At 29.4% G+C, this 25,289-nt stretch carries 30 protein-coding genes and 2 pseudogenes; 5 read left to right on the plus strand and 27 right to left on the minus strand.

Annotated features, from left to right (window positions below; genetic code table 11):
* Positions 1-74: 74 nt before the first annotated feature.
* From FAY47_RS20915 to FAY47_RS09480, 6 genes and pseudogenes are all read right to left on the minus strand, one after another.
* A pseudogene (locus tag FAY47_RS20915) lies at positions 75-230 on the minus strand (GNAT family N-acetyltransferase); the annotation flags it as partial.
* Positions 231-457: 227 nt separating this feature from the next.
* Positions 458-889, minus strand: coding sequence for a YkvA family protein (locus tag FAY47_RS09460; protein ID WP_143316468.1), 432 nt, complete (start codon positions 887-889; stop codon positions 458-460).
* Between the two features lie 134 nt (positions 890-1,023).
* Positions 1,024-1,524: a GNAT family N-acetyltransferase gene (locus tag FAY47_RS09465; protein ID WP_143316469.1), complete on the minus strand. Its 501-nt coding sequence runs from the start codon at positions 1,522-1,524 to the stop codon at positions 1,024-1,026.
* Positions 1,525-1,655: 131 nt separating this feature from the next.
* Positions 1,656-1,955 carry a hypothetical protein gene (locus tag FAY47_RS09470; RefSeq protein ID WP_143316470.1) on the minus strand — a complete coding sequence of 100 codons (300 nt, stop codon included), beginning with the start codon at positions 1,953-1,955 and terminating at the stop codon, positions 1,656-1,658.
* Between the two features lie 78 nt (positions 1,956-2,033).
* A complete protein-coding gene (locus FAY47_RS09475; protein ID WP_143316471.1) occupies positions 2,034-2,858 on the minus strand; it encodes an MBL fold metallo-hydrolase in 825 nt (274 codons plus the stop codon).
* Between the two features lie 495 nt (positions 2,859-3,353).
* Positions 3,354-4,199 carry an aldo/keto reductase gene (locus FAY47_RS09480; RefSeq protein WP_143316472.1) on the minus strand — a complete coding sequence of 282 codons (846 nt, stop codon included), beginning with the start codon at positions 4,197-4,199 and terminating at the stop codon, positions 3,354-3,356.
* 153 nt (positions 4,200-4,352) lie between these two features.
* On the opposite strand from FAY47_RS09480, the gene FAY47_RS09485 reads away from it, so the two are divergent.
* Positions 4,353-4,808 (plus strand): Lrp/AsnC family transcriptional regulator, encoded by a 456-nt coding sequence (locus tag FAY47_RS09485; protein WP_143316473.1) that lies wholly within the window; start codon positions 4,353-4,355, stop codon positions 4,806-4,808.
* A gap of 198 nt (positions 4,809-5,006) precedes the next feature.
* Here FAY47_RS09485 and FAY47_RS09490 read toward each other — a convergent pair whose 3' ends face one another.
* From FAY47_RS09490 to FAY47_RS09505, 4 genes and pseudogenes are all read right to left on the minus strand, one after another.
* Entirely contained in the window at positions 5,007-5,417 is a 411-nt protein-coding gene (locus tag FAY47_RS09490; protein WP_143316474.1) for a peptide deformylase, read from the minus strand.
* Positions 5,418-5,439: 22 nt separating this feature from the next.
* Positions 5,440-5,693 (minus strand): annotated as a pseudogene (locus FAY47_RS20920) (radical SAM protein); the annotation flags it as partial.
* Between the two features lie 206 nt (positions 5,694-5,899).
* Positions 5,900-6,748, minus strand: coding sequence for a YukJ family protein (locus FAY47_RS09500; protein ID WP_143316475.1), 849 nt, complete (start codon positions 6,746-6,748; stop codon positions 5,900-5,902).
* Positions 6,749-6,771: 23 nt separating this feature from the next.
* A complete protein-coding gene (locus tag FAY47_RS09505) occupies positions 6,772-8,265 on the minus strand; it encodes a M6 family metalloprotease domain-containing protein (RefSeq protein WP_143316476.1) in 1,494 nt (497 codons plus the stop codon).
* Positions 8,266-8,654: 389 nt separating this feature from the next.
* On the opposite strand from FAY47_RS09505, the gene FAY47_RS09510 reads away from it, so the two are divergent.
* The gene (locus FAY47_RS09510; protein ID WP_143316477.1) at positions 8,655-9,095 is read left to right on the plus strand and encodes a SufBD protein; all 441 of its coding nucleotides are present in this window, start codon (positions 8,655-8,657) and stop codon (positions 9,093-9,095) included.
* Between the two features lie 122 nt (positions 9,096-9,217).
* Here FAY47_RS09510 and FAY47_RS09515 read toward each other — a convergent pair whose 3' ends face one another.
* The 10 genes from FAY47_RS09515 to FAY47_RS09560 form a co-directional block, all read right to left on the minus strand.
* On the minus strand, positions 9,218-10,090 hold the full coding sequence (locus FAY47_RS09515; RefSeq protein ID WP_143316478.1) for a radical SAM protein: 873 nt from the start codon (positions 10,088-10,090) through the stop codon (positions 9,218-9,220).
* Positions 10,091-10,132: 42 nt separating this feature from the next.
* Positions 10,133-10,573 (minus strand): GyrI-like domain-containing protein, encoded by a 441-nt coding sequence (locus FAY47_RS09520; RefSeq protein WP_143316479.1) that lies wholly within the window; start codon positions 10,571-10,573, stop codon positions 10,133-10,135.
* 243 nt (positions 10,574-10,816) lie between these two features.
* Positions 10,817-11,167, minus strand: coding sequence for a DUF2200 domain-containing protein (locus FAY47_RS09525; protein WP_143316480.1), 351 nt, complete (start codon positions 11,165-11,167; stop codon positions 10,817-10,819).
* A gap of 196 nt (positions 11,168-11,363) precedes the next feature.
* Positions 11,364-12,107, minus strand: coding sequence for an ABC transporter permease (locus FAY47_RS09530; RefSeq protein ID WP_143316550.1), 744 nt, complete (start codon positions 12,105-12,107; stop codon positions 11,364-11,366).
* On the minus strand, positions 12,094-12,825 hold the full coding sequence (locus tag FAY47_RS09535) for an ABC transporter ATP-binding protein (RefSeq protein WP_143316481.1): 732 nt from the start codon (positions 12,823-12,825) through the stop codon (positions 12,094-12,096). The genes FAY47_RS09530 and FAY47_RS09535 overlap by 14 nt, the downstream gene beginning before the upstream one ends.
* A gap of 51 nt (positions 12,826-12,876) precedes the next feature.
* Positions 12,877-13,641: a MerR family transcriptional regulator gene (locus FAY47_RS09540; protein ID WP_143316482.1), complete on the minus strand. Its 765-nt coding sequence runs from the start codon at positions 13,639-13,641 to the stop codon at positions 12,877-12,879.
* Between the two features lie 114 nt (positions 13,642-13,755).
* Complete coding sequence (locus FAY47_RS09545) at positions 13,756-13,902, minus strand: nucleoside phosphorylase (RefSeq protein WP_143316483.1); 147 nt, start codon at positions 13,900-13,902, stop codon at positions 13,756-13,758.
* Positions 13,903-13,980: 78 nt separating this feature from the next.
* The gene (locus tag FAY47_RS09550) at positions 13,981-14,961 is read right to left on the minus strand and encodes a serine hydrolase (protein ID WP_143316484.1); all 981 of its coding nucleotides are present in this window, start codon (positions 14,959-14,961) and stop codon (positions 13,981-13,983) included.
* A 51-nt stretch (positions 14,962-15,012) separates the two neighbouring features.
* Positions 15,013-15,966, minus strand: coding sequence for a GyrI-like domain-containing protein (locus FAY47_RS09555; RefSeq protein ID WP_143316485.1), 954 nt, complete (start codon positions 15,964-15,966; stop codon positions 15,013-15,015).
* Positions 15,967-16,064: 98 nt separating this feature from the next.
* On the minus strand, positions 16,065-17,018 hold the full coding sequence (locus FAY47_RS09560) for a S8 family serine peptidase (RefSeq protein WP_143316486.1): 954 nt from the start codon (positions 17,016-17,018) through the stop codon (positions 16,065-16,067).
* Between the two features lie 293 nt (positions 17,019-17,311).
* On the opposite strand from FAY47_RS09560, the gene FAY47_RS09565 reads away from it, so the two are divergent.
* Genes FAY47_RS09565 through FAY47_RS09575 form a run of 3 tightly spaced genes read left to right on the plus strand, consistent with a single transcriptional unit; the run spans position 17,312 to position 19,344 of the window.
* A complete protein-coding gene (locus FAY47_RS09565; protein WP_143316487.1) occupies positions 17,312-17,938 on the plus strand; it encodes an ABC transporter ATP-binding protein in 627 nt (208 codons plus the stop codon).
* Positions 17,925-18,206 (plus strand): hypothetical protein, encoded by a 282-nt coding sequence (locus tag FAY47_RS09570; protein ID WP_143316488.1) that lies wholly within the window; start codon positions 17,925-17,927, stop codon positions 18,204-18,206. Before FAY47_RS09565 ends, FAY47_RS09570 begins: the two co-directional genes overlap by 14 nt.
* Positions 18,199-19,344: an ABC transporter permease subunit gene (locus tag FAY47_RS09575; protein ID WP_143316489.1), complete on the plus strand. Its 1,146-nt coding sequence runs from the start codon at positions 18,199-18,201 to the stop codon at positions 19,342-19,344. The genes FAY47_RS09570 and FAY47_RS09575 overlap by 8 nt, the downstream gene beginning before the upstream one ends.
* Positions 19,345-19,584: 240 nt before the next feature.
* Here FAY47_RS09575 and FAY47_RS09580 read toward each other — a convergent pair whose 3' ends face one another.
* The 7 genes from FAY47_RS09580 to FAY47_RS09615 all read right to left on the minus strand — a co-directional run bounded on the left by FAY47_RS09580 (position 19,585) and on the right by FAY47_RS09615 (position 25,111).
* Positions 19,585-20,118: a GNAT family protein gene (locus tag FAY47_RS09580; protein ID WP_143316551.1), complete on the minus strand. Its 534-nt coding sequence runs from the start codon at positions 20,116-20,118 to the stop codon at positions 19,585-19,587.
* 138 nt (positions 20,119-20,256) lie between these two features.
* The gene (locus FAY47_RS09585; protein ID WP_143316490.1) at positions 20,257-20,748 is read right to left on the minus strand and encodes a GNAT family N-acetyltransferase; all 492 of its coding nucleotides are present in this window, start codon (positions 20,746-20,748) and stop codon (positions 20,257-20,259) included.
* Positions 20,749-20,844: 96 nt separating this feature from the next.
* The gene (locus FAY47_RS09590; protein ID WP_143316491.1) at positions 20,845-21,303 is read right to left on the minus strand and encodes a hypothetical protein; all 459 of its coding nucleotides are present in this window, start codon (positions 21,301-21,303) and stop codon (positions 20,845-20,847) included.
* A 373-nt stretch (positions 21,304-21,676) separates the two neighbouring features.
* Entirely contained in the window at positions 21,677-22,630 is a 954-nt protein-coding gene (locus FAY47_RS09600; RefSeq protein ID WP_185966783.1) for a restriction endonuclease, read from the minus strand.
* Between the two features lie 466 nt (positions 22,631-23,096).
* Positions 23,097-23,654 carry a hypothetical protein gene (locus FAY47_RS09605; RefSeq protein ID WP_143316493.1) on the minus strand — a complete coding sequence of 186 codons (558 nt, stop codon included), beginning with the start codon at positions 23,652-23,654 and terminating at the stop codon, positions 23,097-23,099.
* A gap of 81 nt (positions 23,655-23,735) precedes the next feature.
* A complete protein-coding gene (locus tag FAY47_RS09610) occupies positions 23,736-24,224 on the minus strand; it encodes an AAA family ATPase (RefSeq protein ID WP_143316494.1) in 489 nt (162 codons plus the stop codon).
* A gap of 257 nt (positions 24,225-24,481) precedes the next feature.
* Positions 24,482-25,111, minus strand: a complete 630-nt coding sequence (locus FAY47_RS09615; protein WP_143316495.1) for a hypothetical protein — start codon at positions 25,109-25,111, stop codon at positions 24,482-24,484.
* Between the last annotated feature and the right edge of the window lie 178 nt (positions 25,112-25,289).

Raw genomic sequence — 25,289 nt, forward strand, 5'->3', positions numbered from 1 at the left:
TAGAGGGACAATATCTTACTATTGTCCCTCTATATTATAAACTAACTTTGCGATTTTACCAATATAATGAAATTTTAGTTTGTCTTATATATCCATTGTATAAAAGCAGTCTTGTCATTTTGATTGTATCCTGCTCGTTCATAAAAGGCATATGGTTGCTGATTATGTGTGAGATTTGGTATTATTACGCATACGCATGAAGAAACTATCTTTCCATCATCTTTTAATAGTTCCCTTATCATATCATCATCCCCATAAATTACAATTTATCTCTTTTTAAAATAATATGAGGAACTGCTTTTTTATCAGAGTACACCTTTAACAAGTCATCACAATCATTTATAGATATGAATCTTAAATTGAATCTTTCATTTTCAAATTCTGGACAACTTACGTATTACTATCCATATTTATTCTCCTTTTCAAATTGGAATTTGTAAACATGTAAAAGCATATATTAAATTTCATCTATAATTTGCTTGTTATTGTCAGTTCTCCACTTCTTGTATTCTTCAACATCAGAATTAATTGATTTTAATACCCAACTTAATATAGCTATATCATCAATGTAGCCAACCACAGGTATATAATCTGGAATTAAATCAATAGGTGATATTATATAAATGAATGTTGAAACTATACTGATTATAGTGCCTATAGGTATGTCGGTATATTCCTTATTTATGTACCTTCTAACTAAAGAAACCATACAAGCTATATCACTTGCATATTTTCCAATACACGGCACTAACTTTAATTTGTTTTCAAGTCTCTGAACAAGTCTCTCAAATTTATCCTCATCTTCAATTGTTGATTTTGCTTCTTCACTGTTAGATTTAAGCACTGTTTTTATTTTTTCTTCAGTAAATGCTTCATTTTGTCTTTTCATGTAAATTCTCCTCTTCTATTTTATTTCTTATGTTTTCAGCCATCCTTGTTCTTCCCCAATATTTTTTAATTCATCATAAGTAAATATACCCACTTCATTAAATAACCTACAAATTTCAATTTGTACTCTATCTATTATTCTGATAATCTCCACCAAAGAGTTTCTTCACGTTTATCCATTTTAAAACCACAACGTTCTAAAATCCTTTGAGATGCAAAACCTTCCAAATCAGTTTCAGCAATTACACTTTTAACGCCATTTTGTTTTAATGCCCAATCACACATTGCTTTTGCAGCTTCTGTCATATAACCCTTGTGCTCAAACTCTTTTCCTAAACCATATCCAATCTCAGCTTCACCATTTTCATTAGGAATATCTTTAAAATCCGCTGAACCTACTACAACCCTATCCTCCTTGCGAATTAAGAAAAAAAAGCTATGCCACAAATAATTTTGGGGATCTTTTAGGGTTATTTCATACTGTCCCTTTACTATTTCAAGGAAAAACCCTTCCATTATTTCTGCCTTATAAGAACAGTCTAATTCTTTTTCAAGCCTAGGAATATCTTCAATCCATAGTTTTAATTGATTAAGAGTTAATGGGATAAGCTCTAATCGTTCAGTTTGTATTTTCATTTTCTTGCCTCCCTTAAATAAAATATCTCCATCAATTACAATTTATCTCTTTTTAAAATAATATGATAAATATTCCCTCCCATCATGACCAATTAATTTATTTTCAAATGATTTTTTCTGCCAAAATTGAGTTATTTAATTACTGGGAAAATTATAGTTCCAAAAGGCAAATAACCATTTGACCTTGAAAGTTTATCAATCTTTTTTAATGTTTCACCAGCTCTATCTCCAACTGTAACTTTTTCAATAAGAACTACCCGGTAAATTGCACTAACTACATGTTGCAAAACAACTTGAGGTATTTTACCTTTGCTCAATTCATTTTGTCCCTTCAATATAATTTCATCAATAGTTCTGTTTTTTGGCTCATACATTTCTTTAAACTCATTTAGTAAAAATTGTGCCTGTTCATCTATCTTTATCTTTTTCATTAAGTAATCCTCTCACTTTCTTTAAAAAAATACTCTAAATAATTCTTGTTACATAATGGTTTACTATTGGTCATTAGATTATAGTTTTACCACTTCCATTAGCCTATCATGACTTAATCTACGAAATACCTGACAATAATTTTGAAATCCAGCTTGTCCAATAATATAAATATTAGGCATGTAGTCCATTCTTGCTTTTGAATACATAATACGTTCCAACCCATTATCTACAGCTGTATGATTGCTTAAAGCCACATCTACTTTTTTATTCATTGCTTCACTTATAAAGTAGTCCAATGACCTAAGATACTCCTCCACCCCATTCTTTGTCCATGGTGGTGTGGTACCTCCCCATAATGCTGCCATATGTATTTCTTCACCTTCTTTTACAGGAAATATATAACTTAATCCTCCCGGTGTATGACCAGGAGTACTATAAACATATATTGTTTTATCACCTAATGTTATGGTGTCACCATCCTCAATATAAACATCAATTTTGTAATCCTTCCATGTTTCTGGTCTATCAGGTTTTATTGGATGTTCCTTCCAAAAAATATCATCTACCTTAGAAAGATATGTATCAACATGATATTTCAGAGCAAACCATCTCCCACATCCTGTATGATCAGCATGTCCATGTGTCAAAACTAGTTTTTTTATTGTATCAGGATTCCACCCTACATCTTTAATGGCATCTACTATCGCCTCAAAAGCCTTTTTTGCTGGCCAAATAGCATCTATTACTATCAAGCCATCACTTGTCTTTAGTACAAAACAATTTGTTTGTTTTTGTGCAACAATTAGCAAGTCGTCAAAAATCTTAGCATGGATAAAAAACGACATATCCTCCATTGCCTTGATTATTTCTTCTGTAATAACTGGTTTATTTAATCTATTCATTTATTATACACTCCTCTGTTACAATATTAATTTTATAATTGCACAGAGGATAAACGATTCTTTGGATGCATACGCAAAAATCTCTTCATGATTTCACCTTCTTTACAAATAGGAACTTGTGTATATACTTAATAACCAAATTATTTACATCCAATCTGGCAAACTATTTAAATTCATAATTCTACGAATATCTTCTTTTGATTGATTCTTAAATACTATCTGTGAAACAGCTATAATAAAATTTTTTAACTTTTCAAAAGCTACATCTTTCTTCTTAATATTTATCTTACTACCATTTTAGCACCTTTATTTGAATTTTTGTAATTATATTATAAAAACCTTACTATTTCCCATAAAGTCCATCAATAATTCTATCTCTATACATAACTAAGCACTTTTTGTATAATTTAATATTTGTGTTTATGAAATAAAAAACAAGCTCTCATAATCCAATTTTTAAGATTATAAGAGCTTTATGTAACATTGATAATAAAATTATGTTTTTATTTTATTAGGATTTTCATAAACTATGTCAGGATTCATTCCTATTCTATGTCCATCATTTAAATTTTTAATTTTTTTCATATCCTCTTCACTTATTTTAAAGTTAAATATATCTGTATTTTCTTTTATTCTTGATAATGTCATCGATTTAGGAATAGTAACAATTCCCATCTGTAAATTCCACCTTAATACTATTTGAGAAATTGTTTTTCCATATTTTTGTGAGAGTTCTTGCAGAAATGGAATCTGAAAAACTAATCCTCTCATTAATGGTGACCAAGCCTCAATTTGAATCTTATATTTCTCACAAAATTTCATTAAATCATATTGAACAAGTCTTGGATGAAATTCTATTTGATTTACCACAGGCAAAATTTCAGCATTTTTCATTAAATTTTTTAAATGATTAATTGTAAAATTACTTACACCTATTGCTCTTACATATCCTTCTTTATTTAATTTTTCAAGAGCTTTCCACGTTTCTTGATTTAATAATTGCGGCCAATGAATCAAATATAAATCTAGATAATCAGTATTTAATTTTTTAAGAGATTTTTTAAATGCTTGAAGAGTTTTTTCATAACCCTGGTCCTGATTCCATACCTTATTAACTAAAAATATTTCCTCCCTAGATATCCCACTTTCATTTATCGCACAACCAACTACTTTCTCATTTCCATAAAAAGAAGCTGTATCTATATGACGATATCCAACCTTTATACATTCTTTTATTGCCATACTAAGTTGATTAGAATCATTAGCATTATATGTTCCAAATCCAAGTAAAGGCATTTTAACTCCATTATTTAGAGTTACATAATCTTTTATATCTATCACTTTTCATTATCCCTTTCATAATTATATCTGAAAGTTGAAGCTTCTAACTTAGTTATATTATAATAAATAAAGGATTATTTTTCCTTATCATATGTTACTACTTATATAAAAATACTTTTCAACTTAAATAAAAAGAAAGGAAATTCATATCATATGAAATTTGATAATACAGATATTAAAATTTTAAGAGAACTTCAATTAGATAGTCGTTTATCCATTCGTGAATTATCAAAAAGAGTAAATTTATCTCCACCATCTGTAGCAGAAAGAATACGAAAACTTGAAGATACTAATGTAATCGAAGGGTATACAATAAAAATAAATAAAGAAGCTTTAGGCTTGTCAATTCAATGCATAATTCAAATTGATATAAAAAATAGTAATTTTGAAGAGTTCAAAAAAATCATCTATACTCATCCTCGCGTATCCTTTTGTTATAGGGTAGCAGGACATTCTTGTTTATTAGTTAAACTATGCGTTAAATCTATAAATGAAATTGAAAAATTTATAGATTTCATTTCTACATTAGATTCTACAACCTCTACTCACATTATATTTTCAGAGGTTCCTATAAATACTAGTGTAGAAAAATTCTTTTTAGATTATTAAATTTTGAACTTACTTATAATACTGCTATTTTCACTAAAAACTAACTTTAACCTCACTTACTTATGATACGTTTCACCGTATCACTTGCAAGTGAGGTCTTTACATTATTTAATTACAATCACTAAGGATGTTAGTTTCACCATCAACAATTTGGTGGTTACCCATAATAACCACCTCTTTTTATTTTTAATTATTCAATTAGATTATTATACCTTCAAAATGATCCATTTCATGTTGAATTATTTGTGCTGTAAAACCAGTAAACACTTGCTTTTGCTTCTTAAAATTTCTATCAAGGTACTCCACCTCTATCATTTCATATCTCTTTGTTTTTCTAAATCCAATTAAAGATAAACAACTCTCTTCTGTTTCATAAGGTTTTTCTCTCTTTAAAATAACTGGATTTATCATAGGTACAATAAGGTTGCCCACAGTAAATACCAATATACGCTTTTTTACTCCAATCATGTTTCCAGCTAGTCCAACACAATGCTCTAAGTTTGCTTTTAATGTATCTATTAAATCATCAATTACTGCTACATCATTTTTAGTTGCTTGTTCTGATTTTTGTCCTAAAAATAACACATCTTTTACAATTGGTTTTATCATAATTTATACCTCTTTATCAATTATATTTTTCTTTTAAACCTTTAAAATGCTTATCTAAATTCTTATAATAATATTTTCTTCTGTATCATTTATATAAGGTAAAATTGGGCTTAACCAAACTACTGTATGAATTTTATTATCTCTCATTATCTTTAAAACTTCAAATCATTCTTTTGCTGTAGAAACATTTGACTCAATAATCTTGCATAATTCTTCATCATAAGTTGTTAACGTCATCTCTACAACACACTTTGCTTTATTATTTATACTTTTTAGCTTATGTCCTTTTTAAAGCCTTAATAGATATATATTTATAATATCTAGAAAAAAACCATTCTATAGTTAAATAGAATGGTAGTCCAATTAATCATGAATTCAATATAGTCCACTACTTATAATTGTATCAATCATCAAAAATATAATTCTTATAATAAATCTATAAACTTCATTTACTTATTTAACTATATATCAAAACTTACACCTTACTTTAAAGTTTTCTCAACAACTTCTCCATATTCCATAAACAACTTTCCTTGCCTCTTAATTGCCTTAGCATTTAATAAAGCCAATTCCCTCTCCTCAGTAGTCATACTTTCCATTAGTTGCTTAACATCTGCTACTTTAGGCAAATTGGGATGATGAATTTCGCACCAAATCAAATACGCCTTACTATGAGGACCTAAGATTAAAGCCATTGGATCAATTACTTTAAGATCTTTGTATGATATTGCTTCAATTTGATGACCATTATTGTCAGTACTATAAGATTGGGTAATGAATTTATTAAGGAATGCTACAACACTATGGTCTTGACGTTCTATAATAGTTCCTCCATCCTGCCAAATACCATTTTCATTCCACCAAGTGCTTCCATCTGGATCTCCTTGATTTTGATGAATATTATGTACCCCAAGACCATTTGTAAATGGTTCTCCAAAGATATAAATCCTTTTGGTATTAATAAGTAATGGTTCTAAGTCAATTAATGCATCTTTACTAGTACCTTGCTTCCATTGTGGTTTCACATTTGGCTGAAATTCTTTACTTCGAATATAATCCAAAGCTCCTGATGAACTGTTTGATTCCAAAGGATACCATCCACTTGAAAAGGATAATAAACCCTTTAAATCAGCATTACCTAATTCTACTACCCTCCATTCAACACCATTAGGTAAACTCTTGCTATCTACGTCTATTGCACATTTGTATATTCCTAATGGCGTTTGTAACTCTACATTTGCATGATAGTATTGTCCATAGTTATTAATAGGATCCCTATAGTAGTTCTTTAATGTTCCAATTGCTACTCCATATCCATTACTAAGCCCCATTTTAATACCTCCTTAAACAGTTATTATAAAACTTCAATTTTTATATTTATATTTGGTTCTGAAGTATTTGAAATAATAAATCCTGAATCACTACCATCCCATTCTTTACTTGATGGAATAGTGCTATTTGAAAGTACTATTCCATTACCCTGACCAAATAAATCACCTTTATCTCCATTATTTACATTTCTTTCTAAATCTAAATTTCTATCAGATTGCAACAATGCACATTGATAGTGATATGCTAAATTGTCTTCTTGCCATTCATTAGAACCTTTTATATCACAATGGTAAATAGCAAGACCACTTGAAGGTAAGTAACTATCTAAATCAAATGATGCCCTATTTTCTACAATAAAATATTCATTTTCTTTAGAGGTATTATATTTATTGACAGTATTATAATCACCATGTTTAATAGTATAACTTCCCTTATTATTAAGATTTATTTCCTTATCACACCATCCAACTAAATCTCTTAAATATGCACAAATAGGTGAAGGAGTTCTACCCTTGTTTAAATGATTACCAGACCCCATTAAGCAATACACACCTATCCCTTCACTATCAATGTAATCCCCATCTCTATTTCCATAGTCATATAAATCAGGAAAACGGCAAAGTAAATGCCCTGTTTCATGACAAAAGGTTCCTATGCTAATATCACTAACATTTCTCCCTAAACTACTTAGCATATAGAAACCAGTTTTAATACCATTATAGTCTTTACTAAAATATGAATTATGGGGCCACAACTTGCCTTGATAAACTGTTTGTCCTGCATAAAGAAAGTTTATTGCATCTACTATACCTCTCCTTTTGGAATCATATATAGAAAGATCAATCTTTAAGTCATTTACAACAATATTCATAGCTTCTTCTACAAAAGGAAAAGGAGCATTCATATAATAGTCCCTGTTATGAGGTAATTTTATAGGTCCTATAACGTGATTACTATATTCTAATTTTTCATTTGACATGATATTAAAATATTTTTTTACTGAACAATAATTACCATTTTCATTATAGTTTTCACCATTTAGCATTTGCTCTACATCTTGAGAAGTAACAGTTGTTGAAACATCAGAAAACTCTACTAATATAGTTAATCCTAGAACTTTCCCTTCACTACTTCTATCACCTGTAAGTAGCCCTTTATTATCTCCCTTTGTTTTATTTACACCATCATCGGTGTTTTTTTTTAGATTAATATCTTCTATATTAGAATATCCGCTATTTTCATATTGTTGTTGGAATTTTTCCTTTATAACTTCTGGAACTTCTTTTAGATGAGGAGTTATTCCACTAGGAATTGGTCCATTTATCTTTTCACCAGTAGACACCAATTTCCCATTATCTAATTTGGCATAACAATATTTTTCTAAATTATTATCATAAATTGCAGTATAACCATCTAATGACTCACGTCTAGCATAGAATTCATCACCAAATACACGTAACTTTATATTTTCATTTCCTGATGGAAATGTTAGGATTTCACCAACTATTTTACTCATACATATGCGTTATACAAAACTTATAAAGCTTTATAATAAATCAAGTTTTCAAAAAACACCTTAGAAATTTGTTTATAAGTCTTGCTAACAAATTCCACCTCTTTTCTTTTTATTTTTCATATTGTTTTAAAAACTTATATAACCTTTTACTAATTGTTGATTAATTTCCTATATATTATGCTTCTATATTTGTGAATTCATACACTATTTATTGTCATTTATATAATTGAACTTCTTGTGTTAAAGTCATGTGCTAGTCTTATGGATTTATACTGCACTATTGGATATTTATGTTATAATAAATTTAATATTATAATTCAGAGTAATAGAAAGATACACAGACAAATAGTAATTTGTAAATTTCAATATTTGTTTAAGAAGGTGAAATTTTGGAGAGTGTTTCAGAATTGATTGAAAGATTATATTCTAAAGATAATAAAGCTGCATACCAAGCATTGCAGATATTAGAAATTGAAAGTAAAAAATCTAATGCTGTTTATAAGTTTTTTGATAGGTTTGCTGAAATGATTGAAAATAGCAATTCATATATAAGAGCCAGAGGCATTGTTTTAATATCTGTTAATGCTAAATGGGATACGGAAAACAAAATTGACGAAATTATAGATGATTATTTAAAACATATTTTAGATGAAAAGCCAATTACAGCAAGACAATGTATTAAGGCATTACCAAGCATTGCAAAATACAAATCAGATTTAGTTGAATGTATCCGAGAAGCTTTGTTGAAAGTAGATGTGACTGTATATGGTGATAGTATGCAAACATTGATATATAAAGATATTTCATCTTCACTAAAGAAAATCAAATGACAAATTCCAATTTGCAAAGTTGATTTAACATAATTTAAAATTTGGTTATGTGCTATATTTCATATTAAATAAATCAAAGACTTACCATTGTACGGTAAGTCTTTTTTTTGGGCCAAGTTCATTCAAATATCAAAACCTATTTGAACTTCATTATTTTTCTCTTCAAAAGCTCTAATATAATTAAAAACTTCTCTTACACCAAAAATAATATCATTCTTATCACAGGTTTCTTTAATAATTCTCATCAATTTTTCATGATTCTTACTTATCACTTCATAACTATCCCCATATTGTGTTATGTATTTTTCTTTTAAACCTTTAAAATGCTTATCTAAATTCTTATAATAATATTCCCTATTTCCATTTCTTAATGTTAACCCAATACCAAATACCATAATTCCTTTAACCTTAGCTTCTATACAATAATCTAAGATTCCTCTTATATTTTCTTCTGTATCATTTATATAAGGTAAAATAGGACTTAGCCAAACTACTGTAGGAATTTTATTATCCCTCATTATCTTTAAAACTTCAAATCGTTCTTTTGTTGTAGAAACATTTGGCTCAATAATCTTGCATAATTCTTCATCATAAGTTGTTAATGTCATCTGTACAACACACTTTGCTTTATTATTTATACTTTTTAGCAAGTCCAAATCTCTTAATATTCTATTTGATTTAGTTAGTATTGATAATCCAAATCCATACTTATCAATTATCTCTAAACATCTTCTCGTGTTTTGAAGCTTTTCTTCTAGATGAATGTATGGATCACTCATTGCACCTGTTACAATCATGCACTTTTTTCTTTTTTTCCTAAGTGTATCCTCTAATAGCTCTACTGCATTAAACTTAATCTCTATGTCTTCAAAAACATGATCTATTCCATAACAAAGACTTCTGGAGTCACAATATATACATCCATGAGTACATCCCCTATAAATATTCATTCCATTATTACTAGACAGTATACCCTTTACTATCACATCATGCATATAATCATAACTCCCTTCTAAGTACATTGTATCTATTAATAATTACTTCAATGAAATATAAATATCAATCTTAGCATTATTAAAATCTGAATTTAAATATTCTTCAAAATCTGCTTTATAGCTTCTATCTAAGTCCATTTGCCAAATTTCATTCCAAGCTTCTGTAACTGCTTTTTCCATATGTCCTTCAATAGAAAACTTAGCATATTTCCCTGCAGGAATTTTCTTTATTGTAAGTCCTTCATTTTCAGCCTTACGCACCTCATTTCCTACTGTAACTAAATATTTATCATCTTCATAATCTGAATAAAGTCCTATAGCATATTGATTTGCCTTATTTTTTATTGTTTCATTAATGCCACCTTGATATAACTTTTCCCAAAGGCCTCCAATAGTTTTTCCCATATTAGGATCATCATTACTTGTAATAGCACTAACCCCTACCACTATTTTTTCTTCTAAATTAACAATTTCACACTTCATATTTATAACCTCCATATATTTGATAAGGTTATTATACTGGTCTTAATATGACACCTATATGTCCTATTAAGAATAATTTAAAAATATTTTTCATTTCTTTTCTTATTCCTCTAGGCTATATAGTTTTATTTATCAGATTACCGGACTTGTCTTCATGAAGTTTGAAAATAATTCGATTCAAGAAAAAAACACCGACTACTTTATATTTTACATATAGAATCAGTGCTTCTTGGTTTTTAATCATTATTTTCTCAAAATCTTATCCATCGCTTTTCCCCTTGCTAACTCATCGATTAACTTATCCAAATAGCGAATTTCCTGCATAATTGGTTCTTCAATGTCTTCCACTCGGACGCCACAGACAACTCCTTTAATTAAATTTCGTAAAGGATTAAGCTTAGGAGCTTCCGCAAAGAAAGTCTCGAAATCTGTCTGTTTTTTCAATTGCGCTTCTAGCCCTTCCTGGCTATATCCTGTCAACCAGCGGATGATTTCATCAACTTCTGTTTTCCTACGCCCTTTTTTCTCTGCCTTCCTAACATAAAGGGGATAGACACTTGCTAAGCTCATTGTATATATATGATGTTTGGTCATGATACATCCTCACTTATATAATTTTCTCTATTATATCACAAAAAATAATAGGTTTATATTGAGGTTGCATTTATTTTTTATTATTCAAAATAAGCTTATTCTTTTAAAATAAACCTCATTTACTTACTCAATTTCTTGTATTGAAAACAAATTATAAAGCTATTTAAACTATTAATATTTCGTTGTCAGTTTTAAATTACTCCCACCTAAAAAACTTAATAGATACCCCAATACATATCACAGCAAGTGTACTTATAACCAAAATTGGTAGTATTGCATTATCTATGGTTAAATTAAGTGATGCTCTTTTTAAAAGCTTTATCCCCTGAGTTAATGGTAAGATATCAGCCACCTTTTGAATGGCTTTTGGCATAACCTCATATGGTAAAGTTGCTCCTGAGAATATGAGCATAGGAAAATATAGAATGCTAGCAATTACACCTGCTGTTTTAGTATCTTTTGCTATTCCTCCCACCATAAATCCAATGCTGAACATTGATACCATCACTAAGGCATATGCTCCTAAAAAGTTTGTCCATGAACCCCTAAATTGAAAATTAAAAAATACTTTTGCTGTTAAATAAACTAATATTAATGAAACAATGACATATAAAGCATAGATTACTCCTTGAACTACTAAAATCATTGATGGGCTAACTGGTGTTACTCTAAACCTTTTTAATATCTTTCTATGACGATACTCAGATAATACTAAGGGTAACCCCATGGTTCCACCTGCACATATGGCAATAGTTGATACAGCTGCAAAGGATTGTTCCAAGAATGTAAAATCTGCTCCAGAAAATGCGGGTTTATTACCATAAATAACTCCTAAAATAACAGTTAAAACCACCGGCATACAAATTGCAAATATAATCATATCAATTCCTCTTAGTGATAACTTTAATTCAGTTTTTAACATAGCTTTAAATACTTTCATCATCCAAATCCTCCTCATCTACAAACCATAAATAAGCATCCTCAAATTTTTCATATGGACTCAGTTCCACTGCTTCTTCAACTGTTCCACAAAAATCTATTACTCCATTTTTCAAAATACATATTTTATCGCACAGTACTTCAACCTCATCCATGAAATGAGATGTTAAAAAGATTGTGAGTCCTTGCTTCTTTAAGTTTAATAAGCACTTCCACACATCTCTTCTAGCTTTTACATCTAATCCTGTTGTAAGCTCATCTAAGAATACCACCTCAGGACTCGGAATTAAGGCTAAGATAATAAATAACCGTTGCTTTTCCCCTCCAGATAGCTCACTTACTAGTTTTCTAGCCTTATCTTGAAGTTTAAATTTCTCTAATAATTTGTTGTAATCCAATGGTTTTTTGTAAAGAACTTCAGTTATTTCACACAACTCTTTCACTGTAATCTTATCTTGATAATTTGATTCTTGAAACTGAATCCCAACTTTCTGAAATAACTGTTTTCTTTCTTTTTGAGGATTCATACCTAAGATAGATACCTTACCATCATCAAAATTCTTTGTACCTAAAATACATTCTATGGTAGTGCTCTTCCCAGCCCCATTGGCTCCAAGCAATCCAAATACCTCACCTTTCTTTACTGTTAAACTAACACCCTTCACCACTTGAACATCCTCATAGGACTTACAAAGATTATGAACTTTTATTACTTCCATGTGTTATTCCCTCCTTTTGATAAAAGAATAACACCAGCACTAAGTCTGGTGTTAAAGTGTAGAGTTTACATTAAATTGTTTTTTTATAAATTCCAATTGCTTCATTATACTATTTGCATTTTTTTCTGCATCACTTAAGGAGGTAAGAAGCTTATCACACGCTGTAACAATGTCCTCATCCTCTTTTGGTTTATTGATCACCTCTCTAATATCAATTTCATTACTTTCGGATATAGCATTAATCATTCTTAAAATTGCTGTAAGCGAATAGTTAGCACAACGTAATGTACGTATTATTTTCAATCTACTAATATCACTTTCAGTATAAACTCGATATCCATTCTGCTTTCTCTTAACAGTAAGTAAACCATTCATCTCCCAATTTCTTAATGTGTCCATTGTAACCCCAAGATAGTCTGCAGTTTGCTTTCTTGTAAAAAAAATATTATTATCTTTAGCATCTATCCCTAATAAAAGCTTCTTTGACAGTTCTATGGCTTCTTCTGCATTTTTTTGCTCTTGCTTTATCTGATTTATATAATCATTTGTATAGTTAATTGCTTCTTGAAGTTTCCCCTTGGCAGATAATTTAACAACATTGATTATCTTCTTTCTAAGTCCATTTTGTAGAACCTCTACCTTAAAGGCAGTTCTAGCAAGGATAAACTGCTCTATATGATAGTCAGTAAATACTCTATAACCATTTGGTAATCTATTCACTTTTGGTATTAATTCAAGCTTTTCGTACAAACGTACAGTGTTGGAATGTACACCAACTCTTTTAGCTACTTCTGCTGTTTTATATATCTTATCCATACTATTTTAACCTCCATGTTATTATCATAACACTTATAAAAAGTCTGGTGATATAGTGGAGAGTTATATTTGTTTCTTAATTAACCATCTTTAAACCAAACAACTTCTAGCGCCTTAGTACATTTCTTTAACTACTATAAAGGCTTTTGCAACAATACTGGCATTTTTGATTGTACTATAATCGGATGCTGGTACATAATGATAAGAAAATCCCTCATCACGATATGCTTCTGTTTGGTCATCAAAAGTATTAACTATCATAAAAATTTCCCCCTCAACAAATCAGAATTTGATTAACTTTGTACTATAGTCATAATCTCCTCCCCAAATTAAGATTCACTATACATAATCATCAAACATTGGTTCAATATACTCTTTAATAAGTTTTATTCTATCCTTAGCACTTGGCATAAAAAGAGAAGCAATTGAAACTACAATTCTTTTCTTTGCACTTACATAAATCACATTTCCTCCATCCCCCAAAGCTGCATATATATGTTCTTTATTATCAATAACCCACCACAGATAGCCATAGGGCAGCTTGTCCCATCGACTATGTTCCTTTGTACTCTCATCTACCCACTCTTTGGATATAATTTGTTTACCCTTCCACATTCCTTCATCCAAGTACAATTGACCTATTTTTGCCATTTCTATAGGCGTCAAGCTAAGACCCCATCCTGCTGTATTTACGCCTTGCGGATCAGCAACCCAACCTCTGACATTTTTCTCTTTATACCAGGCAAGTTGTTCCTCCTTATTACGAAAAATCACATTTCCCTCAACATCAATTTCCAATGGTGAAAATAAGTATTCTGTTGCAAAATCAAGCACGGATTGTCCTGTTGTTTTTACAAGAATACCAGACAAAATATCTGGTCCTATGAGAGGAGTGTATCTAAATTCTCCTATCTTTCCCTTTCCTCCTAATAAATCAAGGGCACTATTTACCCAATTATGGCTTGTAAAATATTCTGTGTATGGTTCTGACTTATATTTATACGGAACTGTCATAGTCACCATATCCTTAAGCGTAACATTCTGTATCGTTTTTTCTCCTCTTTTAACTACATAATCAGGGAAAAAGTCCAATACTTTCTGGTTTATACTTTTGATATAGCCTTTGTCTATAGCGATACCAATCAATATAGAAATAATACTTTTTGTTACTGAAAAAACATGAAGTTTGTTAGTAGCAGTATATCCATTAAAGTAATTTTCATAAACTGTTTTACCATTTTTCAGCACGACAATACCTGCAATATTCTTATAACTACTGTTTATTGTCTTTTCTAAACATATCTTTTGATTTTCATTCATATGATTGATTCCCTCCTTACCCAAAATTGAATCTTTATTTCTTCCATATGCTCACCTCTGAATTATTTGCAGCATATTAGAAACAATGGGCTCAATAGGAAGGTATATGTCCACCTCATGGATATGAGCCTCATTATCATACGGATTGTTGCGATACACTTCAAATGGATAGGAGTTTCTTGGAACATAGCCACTGTTAGTAATCCACTCCTGGTACATGTAATTCCAAGCATCACTGTACTGTTCCTGCTGAATATGAAAATGTCCTACCGCATACAAGCCGCCTTCTAGTTTCATCATTCCAAGGATTCCGTCTTCCTGAATCCGAATGTCCTCTGGCACTGTTAGACACAAACTAGTACGAAACTTATTTTCCTCTCCGAATTCAGGATTGTCATGATACATGGCAAGGACCCAGTTCTTACTATCCACAAAAAAGTGCTGCTTCTTTCCATAAGCAATTAATGTCTCCATCAAATTGGCATACTCCTTTGATAATGTCTCATAAGTGCCTATATGTCTCACATAGGCCACTTGCTTTTCCTCTAGGTTTACTATGGTAATCTGCCCTGTCACCGGAAACAATTGGTCTGCCCATTCTTTCTTTGCTGTGTTCTTATTGTACTCTGACAATAAAAAAGAATCTTTGCAATTCTTGCTATATTCCTTACGATATTCTCTTGGGCTTATACTATAGTAATTCTTAAATGCCCGTGAAAATACCGCTGAATCCGTATAGCCCAGTTCATAGGCAATGTCCGTCATATTTTTATCTGCCCGGTGTGCCAGCAAAAAAAGTGCATTCTCCATGCGAATCCGGTTCACATAATGGGCTAACGGCTCATGTAACATGCCATGAAAGATCCTACTGAAATGATATTTTGAAAACCCAGCGGCATTGGAAAGCTCCTCAATGGACAGAGACTGTCCTAAATGATGCTCGATGTAATCCTGCACTTTATGAATTCTTCGTGTGTACTCTTCCTTACACTTCCCTTCTGACATATGCTTCCCCCCTGCTCTTATTAATCCCAGTATAACAGAAATGTTATTTCTTTCCGAATCAATCTTAACAGACTAAACAGCATCTCTTATTTTAAATCTCAATAATTTTCTTTAATAAATGTAGCAGCCTTCCCTATGTCTACAACATTTGAACATTCAGCTTTTTTTAATGTAAATGGATCTGTAAAGGTAGTTTTATAAACTGTTTTTTTCAAAATTTGTCTATACTCATCTGTTGTAAGTTTATTGTTTATGCTTTTCAATATAGCTATAAAGCCTGCTGTAACAGGTGATGTTGATGAAACTGAGTAATATGGAATATCATCACCACTCCTAATATTGCTTTTCAATTTTTGGTACTTATCATATGTATCTATTCTCAAAGTATTATAGTCATACTGTAAAATACTAAAATCTGGTTCTCGCTGTCCTTTTTCCATATACTTAGGATCAACCATTTGTCCTGGCCAAATATTATTAGGATTATCATAATGAATAAAAGTCGTTACAATATTATTTTCTACAGCCTTATTTACAGCATCATCAAATCTTTTACGATTTTTATCTGATATAGGGCTTTGAGAATAGGTTAAAATATCAATGTGATTTTCTATTGCCCAATCTATTGCGTCTATCATAGCTGTAACTCTTTTATCTTCATCCATGCTAGCTGCAGTATTTAATGCATATACTTCACATTCTGGAGCAATTTCTTTTAAAGTGCTAGCCATCCAATAGCCATGTTCATTGGATTTGTTTAAGGCATAAGGACTATTTAAGAAATCAACACCGCCACTGTACAAATCTTTATGCAGTTCATATCCAAAACAATGATCTAAAATGCCTACTTTAATTCCTTTTCCTTTACCTATACTTTGAGCTTGTTTTACATTATGTATTGAAAAATAAGTATCCCTTGAATTTGCATTTTCAAAAGCAATGTTCCATGTCTTCTTGTTGACTTTTAATATTAAAAGCACATTGTACGTTATAGAAACTATCATAACAAATATACTTATAGCTATTAAAACTTTTTTTAATTTACTTTTCATATTTTATCCCTCCAATTTATTCCAATTGTAGTCTTAATTTCTTAAGAAAACCCGAATAAAATTATTAAGAAAGTTTTAAGACTTTCTGAGGTGCAAGATAATTTTAATAATTGAATTATTCATAATGTATCACAACTGTCTAATAACCAATATCAAGGACCTTTTCAACATATAAGGATATAAACTTTTTCATTAAATACTAGTTGGATTTTACAATTTTGACTCTTTATGTATTTAGGACTATAATACTCTAGAATTATACCTATAAATTGTAGGAAGGAGATAAATACACTATGTTATCACTTACAAACGTAACAAAATACTTTAATGGAACAGAGGTTCTTAATAATATAAATCTAAATGTTAAGGAAGGTGAGATTTTTGGCTTTTTAGGACCAAATGGTGCTGGAAAAAGTACTACAATGAAAATAATTTGTGGATTATTAAATCCAGATAAAGGCACTGTGCTTATAAACAATAAAGACATTGTTAAGGCAAGAACTTCTGCATTATCAGAACTTTCTGCATTAATAGAAAGTCCTAAAATGTACCCTTATTTATCAGCAGTAGAAAATTTAAAACAAATATGCCGCCTTGATAATATTCCGCTAAGTGACCTTGCAGACACAATTGATTTAGTTGGTCTTAAAGGTAAAGAAAATGAAAAAGTTAAAAATTATTCTCTTGGTATGAAACAACGATTAGGAATTGCACAAGTCATTATGGGAAATAAAAAGTTATGGATTTTAGACGAACCAACTAATGGTCTCGACGCTAATGGTGTCATAGAATTTAGAAATATGATTAAAAAATTAAGAAAGGAAAAAGGTGTAACTATATTTATATCTTCCCACAAGTTAGATGAGATGGAGAGAATATGTGATAAAGTTGCTTTTATTCATGCTGGTGAAATCAATTGAGTCTATTAACAAACATGATGAAAATTCTTCATTAAAAATTTTCACTAAGGATTTACCAAATTGCCTTGCTATTTTCCAAAAGTTAGATTATATCGAAAAAGCAGAAAAATTTGAAGCAGGAATTATATTAGAATACAAAGATGAATATTTCAATGATATCTTAAATGAACTAGTTAACAATAAAATAAATGTTACAAATATAAGTAAAGAAGAAAAAACTCTTGAAGAAAGATATTTAAATATAATTGGAGGTGTAAAAAATGATTAATATTATAAAAAATGAACTTAGTAAATTATATCACAGGAAAAAAATTCTTTCTATGTTCTTAATTATGGCTATCGTAACATTTGGATTTATATTTATCATCAATTTAGACTCCGGACAAAATCGGTACAATAAGGAACTAGATTTTATAAATAGATTAAAAACTCAAAGTTCTAACTTAACTGAGGGTGCTGAAAAAGATGATATTGATTCTAGGATAGAAACAATACAAAAAAGCTTAGATTACTATGATAATCTAAAAGATGATAACTTTAATTGGATACAATATCTCAAAGATGAAAATCATAATTTAGAACAATCAAGTAATACGGATACTAAAGATGCCAAAATCGCAATTAATAATTACTTAATAGATAATAATATTAAACCATTGTCAAACTTATCTATGGATAGTAATGAATTTTTTCTAGCATACCTTAGGGTTTTAGGAAAAGTTCTCATGTTTATAATTATTGCTTTAACTTTATCAGATTGTATTACAAGTGAATATACAAATAACACCATCCAACTTATCTTACTTCGTCCTATATCAAAATTTAAATTAATACTTGGAAAATTAATTGCTAATTGTATTGCTGTTATAGGTTGTATTATTTCTTTTGATTTAATAGCTTATATATCTTCAGGATTATTATGGGGATTTGGTACTCTTAAAGCACCTGAATTAATTTTTTCAAAATTCGCAAGCAGTACTACTTTAAATACAACATATAATCAATTTATTTCGCCTATTGATAATACTGCATCTTATATTTCAGCTGGAAATTTAATATTTAAAGCACTACTTCTTCAACTTTTATTTGCAATAAGCTGTATATGTTTCTGCACATTAATTTCTCTTTTATTTAAGAATACACTTACTGTAATTTCTATAAATATTTTATTTCCTATACTTACTTTACTAATTTCTGTTTCAAATAGTTTTAATGAAATAAAAAAAATCTTTTGTTATCTATTCTCATTTTTAGGGGACTCCGTCAGCATAGTCGATAGATCCATTGTAACTTCTACCGGCGCGTGTTTCCTAACATATAAATTTGCAATATTAGTTATTACTACTTGGATAATAGTTTTTATTATTTTAATGTATCTATCAAGAAATAAGTTAAAATCAAAATAAATACAATATAAATAACGAATTCAATAAGATTTCCAACTAAATATATAAAATTTTTTATCTATTAATTTTGCTTCTCCACGTATATGGTTCACCATTCATTATTCTAAAACATCTTTTAAATATTTGTGTTTATGAAATAAGAAACAAGCTCTTATAATCCAATTTTTAATATTATAAGAGCTTGTACAATATTGATAATAAAATATTGAACTAAAAACTGAATCCTCTTAATCTATTCAATTAATGTCTCTTCTGTGACTGCCAATCATTTTTACTATAAACATACTCAAATGACTTAAAAGTTTTGTTAAGTGATTTTGAATAAAATAGGCCTTCTTGCTCAAAAGTAAAACCACATTTTTCGATTAACCCCTTAGATGTTTTGTTACTTTGAAAACAACAAGCATACACATATTTTATATCCTTAGAAAATAGATAATCCAGAATCTGATAAATTACTTCTGTCATAATTCCTTGGTTCTGGTAGTTACGATTCAATGCACACCCCAATTCTTTTGTATCTTCTCTTCCATTCTCAGAATCGTTATCTACTGCTATATGGCCAATCACTTTTCTATTTTCTTTATTTTCTATTGCAAAAATGTTCTCATTTTGAATATTTCTATCAAGCACTTCTTTTGAAGTTATCAAGTTACAGTGCTGCTTCCACCCAGCCATTTCTCCAACACCATCTTGGCTACAATATTCATTTAAATCCTCTAAATCTTTCTTTTCAAAAGGGCGAAGAATTATTCTACAAGTTTCTAATCGCATATATGCCACTCTCTTTCAAATTTCAATTTATATTTATAAGCATCATAAGTAGAATTATAATCTGCCAACCAATAGTTGTTTTTAAAACACTGATAATTGAATTCCTTATCAGAATTACGTACCGATATAAGTTAGAAATTATATTTCTAGTTTATATCTTAAAATTATTTCTGTAGTTCCATCCTCAAATTTACTAGCACCATCTGGTTTAAACCCATGCCTTTTATAAATTTCCCTTGCAGTATAGTTTTTTTCTAATACCCAAAGAAATATTTTTCTTATATTTTGCTTTCTGGCATGTTCAATGCAATCTTTTATTAGAAGACTTCCAATTCCTTGTCCTTGAAAAAAAGTATCAACATAAAGCTCATAAATCTCAATACTACTTTCAGTATCTTTGTTACCTACTTTTCCCCATTTAATAAGTCCTTTTACAATTCCATCATCATATACATATAAGTCATCTAATTTGCATTCTTTATCACGAAAGTCTAATGCCAAATCTAAAACCTGCATTTCATTAAATGAAACAATATCGTTATTAAATATTTGTCTGTAAGCAGTTCTTTTTGCAAAAATCAATATTTCTGCTAACCTTGATGAATCTTTTATTTCTGCTCTTCTTATCATATTAATACCTCATCAAATTGGAATTTTTCATTATTATATAGAACCATAGTATTAAATCATTAGATTATACACTTCTTTAAAAAACGTGATATTTTCTTAAATGTATTTAATGATTTTCCTATACAACTCCTTTAGCCTCGGCTGGCTCCCACTACCCAAGGCATCTAAGCCAACACTTTTACGAATATCCCGGTCTTCAACTTCAAATAGTCTATGAAAATCATCCTCTACTTCTATATATACTGATTTATCATAATTCAAAAAATTCGAATTATATTTAAACTGATCGCCAGTAATGTCTATAATAATATGATTATCATACAACAACCATGCATGAGACTGGTGATTTTCAAACGAACCATCTCTATACGTACCACAGACACAATATGTTCTGATACCGTTTCTCAACAAAAATTCAGCTAACAAATCACTAGTATCATCACAGCATCCACTCGGGAATTTAGAAAATGAACGGTCCTTATTAAAATCCCCTTCATCCTTAGCCATGTCTATCGCATGTCGAAATTGGTTGACCAATCGCTTAATATCCTTCATTAAATCCTCCAATAAATTCTAATTTCGAAATTTCATTGTTTATAAATTTTCTTCATAATTTAATAATAATCAAATCGATAAATTACTATTTATCTTTCAATTAATATTTTAAATAACCTACAAATTTCAATTTGTACGCTACATATTATTATATAAATTTTACTCATTGCTCCACTTATAAAGTAATCGAATGACCTAAGATACTCTTTCACTCCATTCTTTGTCCATGGTGGTGTGGTACCTCCCCATACAATATTAATTTTATAATTGCACAGAGGATAAGCGATTCTTTGGATGCATACGTAAAAATAACTTCATGATTTCACCTTCTTTATAAATAGGAACTTGTGTATATACTTAATAACCAAATTATTTACATCCAATCTGGCAAACTATTTAAATCCATAATTCTACGAATATCTTCTTTTGATTGATTCTTAAATACTATCTGTGAAACAGCTATAATAAAATTTTTCAACTTTACAAAGGCTACATCGGTGTATATATCATCTTCATCTCTAATTCTATTAAAGATACTCATAATCCATTGTAAATACTTATATGGAATAATGATGTCAGAAATATCTTCCCATCCATTTACATACCCCTGATTAATGTAATACTGTGTCAATTTGTCATCGCAAGTACCTTTACATGCCCAATATATATCTACAATTTTCGTTTTTTCAAAATCTGCCGTAAATCCTTTATTTAATCCACTCTCCTCTACAAAAACAATAACTCCAGCATAATCTTCTAAGAGGTCTCTTTTCAGCAAATCTTTACCACAACATGCACACTTTAAAGGCATATATTTATTTAGCAAATTTGAAGGTGCTTTGTCATCCAATCTCTGATACGACTTAGGAAAAAAACGTTTTATTAAGTCTTTCCCTATTTCATTCATAAGAAGTAATCCCTCAATTTTTTCATTATCAAAAGTTTGAACTTCAAATTTTTCTTTTAGACTTTCAAGTTTTCTATTTAGTGGTGAGCTAACGACAGTGGAATAGAACCCAATAAAACCATTACAATTATTCGCTAGCACTCTGTCAGCTATATCTTCTTCATCATTAACAATTACAGAACCTCCTGAGTGAACTTTATGTTTACAACTAACTAGCCATCTTACCTTCGTATCGTTTAATAATCCTATCCTTTTTTCTTCTATAATTAGATCTCTTCCCCCATCTTGTCCCCTATCAGGATTAACTAAAATTTCAAAACCTAACATATTTAATACTTCTCGTGCAAATAACTCAAAAGTATCTTGATTCCCATTTGCATTATTAGCCTGTGGTATCTCTTTAAAATCCAACATTCCCATATACATTAATCTCCTAATTAATTTTCTTATAATTTAATCTTAAAACTCAATTTCCCATTTTCCAATCCAAACTTTCCACTAATTCAAAATAACATTATTTCCTGATAATATCTAACAAATTTCTTTTTAATATTTATCTTACTACCATTTTATCATCATTCTTTGCATTTTTGTAATTATATTATAAAGACTTTACTAATTTCCATAAAGTCCATCAATAACTTCCATATGCATAATTAACCCTTTTTCGTGTAATGGAACTAACCTCAATGTAACTTACATAAATTTCACATTGTATTAGTGCTAATGGAGAATAAAAAATGAAAGAGTATTTCTTAAAATATAAAAATTTGAATATTTGTGTTTATGAAATAAAAAACAAGCTCTTATAATTCAATTTTTAAGGTTATAAGAGCTTGTACAACATTGATAATGAAATATTGAATTCAAAACTAAATCTGCTTATCTATTTAAATAGTTTTCCATCTTTAAACCAAACAACCTCTGGTGCTTCATAATTTGGACTTCCAGTATTAAACCTTACAAATGCACCATACTTATATCCTAAATTATTAACCTCAGAAGCACTTTCTGTATAACATTTTAGCTTTTCATAATCATAGTTTCTATCAATCCTACTGGTAGATTTTTTAACTTCAATAGCCAAAATATTATTTTGTTTTTTCCCTCTTTTGTGAACTATTATATCAGGAAATACAGATAGCTCAAAATAACTTTCTCCTTGAATATTTACACTGCTATGATCTCTATTCCTATTGCTGTACATTTCTTTAATTTCTGATTCAAGAACATATATCTTCTTAGAGAAGACCTCTGAATCATCTATATTTTTGTTATATTCACAATCAACATCTAAAGAGTTTCCAATAACGTATTGTAAATGTTCAGCTAATTTATGAGTTATAGCTCTTTCACTAACATCATTTTTTAACAAATAAGAATCCCTCACCCTTAAGATTTGAATTGCAATATCTAATCTTCTCTTAATCTGATAAAATTTCATTAGTTCCTCCATGTATGCACTTTATTAAAATTACGTATCAACATAAATTTGAATTTATATTTGTAAGCTTCATAAATACAATTATAATCTGTCAGCCAATTCTTTTTTTGATTTAATCCAAATCAATTTATCCTTATAATGCAAAATTCTAATTTCCTGTACTTGTCTATTCTTTTCAAAATCATTTGTCCATTTGAACATATATTTTAGCATTTCAAAATTTGGTTTATAATTGCTTTTCTCTAAGCCCATTTTTTGTTTTATAAATCGAGTTATTATTCTAAATCTTCTTTTATATAGAGGCGTATCTAAAAAGATTATTTTATCCGCCAAGTCATAAGCCGATTGTTGACTTTTACGATATGTTCCTTCTATTATCCATGATTCATTTTCATCTATTTTTTCAATAATACTTTTTTGCTCCTCATCTGAGCGTTTGTATCTCTTTTCGTTTGGAAATCCCCAAGCAATGCAATCACCTTCAAAATGTGGAATGTTTAATTCTTTCGATAGTTCTTTCGCCAATGTTGTCTTTCCGCTTGCTACAATTCCAAAAATTAAAATCTTCATATTTTATCCTCTTATAAAAATCCTGCACTATAAATAATTAAGTAATCCTCATGGGTATTTTGCAAATGTTATATTTTTCATTTGTCAAAAATAAGTTTTATATATTATTCTTAATATTATCTTCTCATTATTACCCTAATTGAAATCACTGCAGCATGTCCAATTATATGGATAATTAGAAGTACACTTAGACGTCCTCTTCTTAGCTTCGCAGTTATAACTTAAATATCTTATCAAATGAAACCAAACACTTTATGTTATCCTGAGTATTTCTCTCTAAGCTCATATAATTTCTTTTCTGTTTCTTCATCTAATCTAAAATATAAAAATTTATAAATTATTCCATTCAACAGTTTTAGTAATGAAATGAAAATAGTAAGTATATATATTGCTATTATGCATTTAATCCCAAAATTTATATTTACAGTATAGTTTAAAATGCACTCTTTATATTTGTTAAAGGCTCCTTCATCAAACATATAAAAATAACAAGAAGTTACTAATAGCCACATATTAACACTCACCACAGCTATTTTTGAACCAATAAAAAATCTGTGCATTGTATCAGATTTATCTAATAACCTCTTCGAGACTTTCTGTCTTTTGTTAATGATTCCCTCAATAACTAAATAAATTACAGTATTAAATATACTTGCTAAAAAAGCTATCACTGAAGCAATAAATAACATTGCCGTAGCTAACTGAAATATATTAATCAAGAATCCAAACCTTCCCAAGCCACCAAAAAAAATTAGCATTAGATTTTTAAATTCTAAGCTAAAAATAATTCTAAAAACAAGCAAAATTACTGCTATTAACCCTAGTACTTCTGGTATTCTCAATTTATCCCAAAATCCCTTGAAAATTTCCTTTATAATATCTCCCATCTATATCACCTCCTAATTAAATTAATTTCACATAAATCTAGAGTGTTCACATAATAAAATTCTAATTTCTAATTATTAGCCTAATTACCCTATGCATAACTTGTACAATTACATGTATAATTGAAAGTTTTATTTATATTCACTAACTGTTGTTAGACCACTTATACTTTCATCCTTT

The organism is Clostridium sp. HBUAS56017 (assembly GCF_007115085.1).
Classification (GTDB): Bacteria; Bacillota; Clostridia; order Clostridiales; family Clostridiaceae; genus Clostridium; species Clostridium cibarium.

Excerpts from the sequence above, each read along its gene's own strand:
- FAY47_RS09460 (WP_143316468.1), bottom strand. The coding sequence starts at position 889 with ATGAAAAGACAAAATGAAGCATTTACTGAAGAAAAAATAAAAACAGTG.
- FAY47_RS09465 (WP_143316469.1), bottom strand. The coding sequence starts at position 1,524 with ATGAAAATACAAACTGAACGATTAGAGCTTATCCCATTAACTCTTAAT.
- FAY47_RS09470 (WP_143316470.1), bottom strand. The coding sequence starts at position 1,955 with ATGAAAAAGATAAAGATAGATGAACAGGCACAATTTTTACTAAATGAG.
- FAY47_RS09475 (WP_143316471.1), bottom strand. The coding sequence starts at position 2,858 with ATGAATAGATTAAATAAACCAGTTATTACAGAAGAAATAATCAAGGCA.
- FAY47_RS09485 (WP_143316473.1), top strand. The coding sequence starts at position 4,353 with ATGAAATTTGATAATACAGATATTAAAATTTTAAGAGAACTTCAATTA.
- FAY47_RS09490 (WP_143316474.1), bottom strand. The coding sequence starts at position 5,417 with ATGATAAAACCAATTGTAAAAGATGTGTTATTTTTAGGACAAAAATCA.
- FAY47_RS09500 (WP_143316475.1), bottom strand. The coding sequence starts at position 6,748 with ATGGGGCTTAGTAATGGATATGGAGTAGCAATTGGAACATTAAAGAAC.
- FAY47_RS09505 (WP_143316476.1), bottom strand. The coding sequence starts at position 8,265 with ATGAGTAAAATAGTTGGTGAAATCCTAACATTTCCATCAGGAAATGAA.
- FAY47_RS09515 (WP_143316478.1), bottom strand. The coding sequence starts at position 10,090 with ATGCATGATGTGATAGTAAAGGGTATACTGTCTAGTAATAATGGAATG.
- FAY47_RS09520 (WP_143316479.1), bottom strand. The coding sequence starts at position 10,573 with ATGAAGTGTGAAATTGTTAATTTAGAAGAAAAAATAGTGGTAGGGGTT.
- FAY47_RS09525 (WP_143316480.1), bottom strand. The coding sequence starts at position 11,167 with ATGACCAAACATCATATATATACAATGAGCTTAGCAAGTGTCTATCCC.
- FAY47_RS09530 (WP_143316550.1), bottom strand. The coding sequence starts at position 12,107 with ATGAAAGTATTTAAAGCTATGTTAAAAACTGAATTAAAGTTATCACTA.
- FAY47_RS09535 (WP_143316481.1), bottom strand. The coding sequence starts at position 12,825 with ATGGAAGTAATAAAAGTTCATAATCTTTGTAAGTCCTATGAGGATGTT.
- FAY47_RS09540 (WP_143316482.1), bottom strand. The coding sequence starts at position 13,641 with ATGGATAAGATATATAAAACAGCAGAAGTAGCTAAAAGAGTTGGTGTA.
- FAY47_RS09545 (WP_143316483.1), bottom strand. The coding sequence starts at position 13,902 with ATGATAGTTAATACTTTTGATGACCAAACAGAAGCATATCGTGATGAG.
- FAY47_RS09550 (WP_143316484.1), bottom strand. The coding sequence starts at position 14,961 with ATGAATGAAAATCAAAAGATATGTTTAGAAAAGACAATAAACAGTAGT.
- FAY47_RS09555 (WP_143316485.1), bottom strand. The coding sequence starts at position 15,966 with ATGTCAGAAGGGAAGTGTAAGGAAGAGTACACACGAAGAATTCATAAA.
- FAY47_RS09560 (WP_143316486.1), bottom strand. The coding sequence starts at position 17,018 with ATGAAAAGTAAATTAAAAAAAGTTTTAATAGCTATAAGTATATTTGTT.
- FAY47_RS09565 (WP_143316487.1), top strand. The coding sequence starts at position 17,312 with ATGTTATCACTTACAAACGTAACAAAATACTTTAATGGAACAGAGGTT.
- FAY47_RS09575 (WP_143316489.1), top strand. The coding sequence starts at position 18,199 with ATGATTAATATTATAAAAAATGAACTTAGTAAATTATATCACAGGAAA.
- FAY47_RS09580 (WP_143316551.1), bottom strand. The coding sequence starts at position 20,118 with ATGCGATTAGAAACTTGTAGAATAATTCTTCGCCCTTTTGAAAAGAAA.
- FAY47_RS09585 (WP_143316490.1), bottom strand. The coding sequence starts at position 20,748 with ATGATAAGAAGAGCAGAAATAAAAGATTCATCAAGGTTAGCAGAAATA.
- FAY47_RS09590 (WP_143316491.1), bottom strand. The coding sequence starts at position 21,303 with ATGAAGGATATTAAGCGATTGGTCAACCAATTTCGACATGCGATAGAC.
- FAY47_RS09600 (WP_185966783.1), bottom strand. The coding sequence starts at position 22,630 with ATGGGAATGTTGGATTTTAAAGAGATACCACAGGCTAATAATGCAAAT.
- FAY47_RS09605 (WP_143316493.1), bottom strand. The coding sequence starts at position 23,654 with ATGAAATTTTATCAGATTAAGAGAAGATTAGATATTGCAATTCAAATC.
- FAY47_RS09610 (WP_143316494.1), bottom strand. The coding sequence starts at position 24,224 with ATGAAGATTTTAATTTTTGGAATTGTAGCAAGCGGAAAGACAACATTG.
- FAY47_RS09615 (WP_143316495.1), bottom strand. The coding sequence starts at position 25,111 with ATGGGAGATATTATAAAGGAAATTTTCAAGGGATTTTGGGATAAATTG.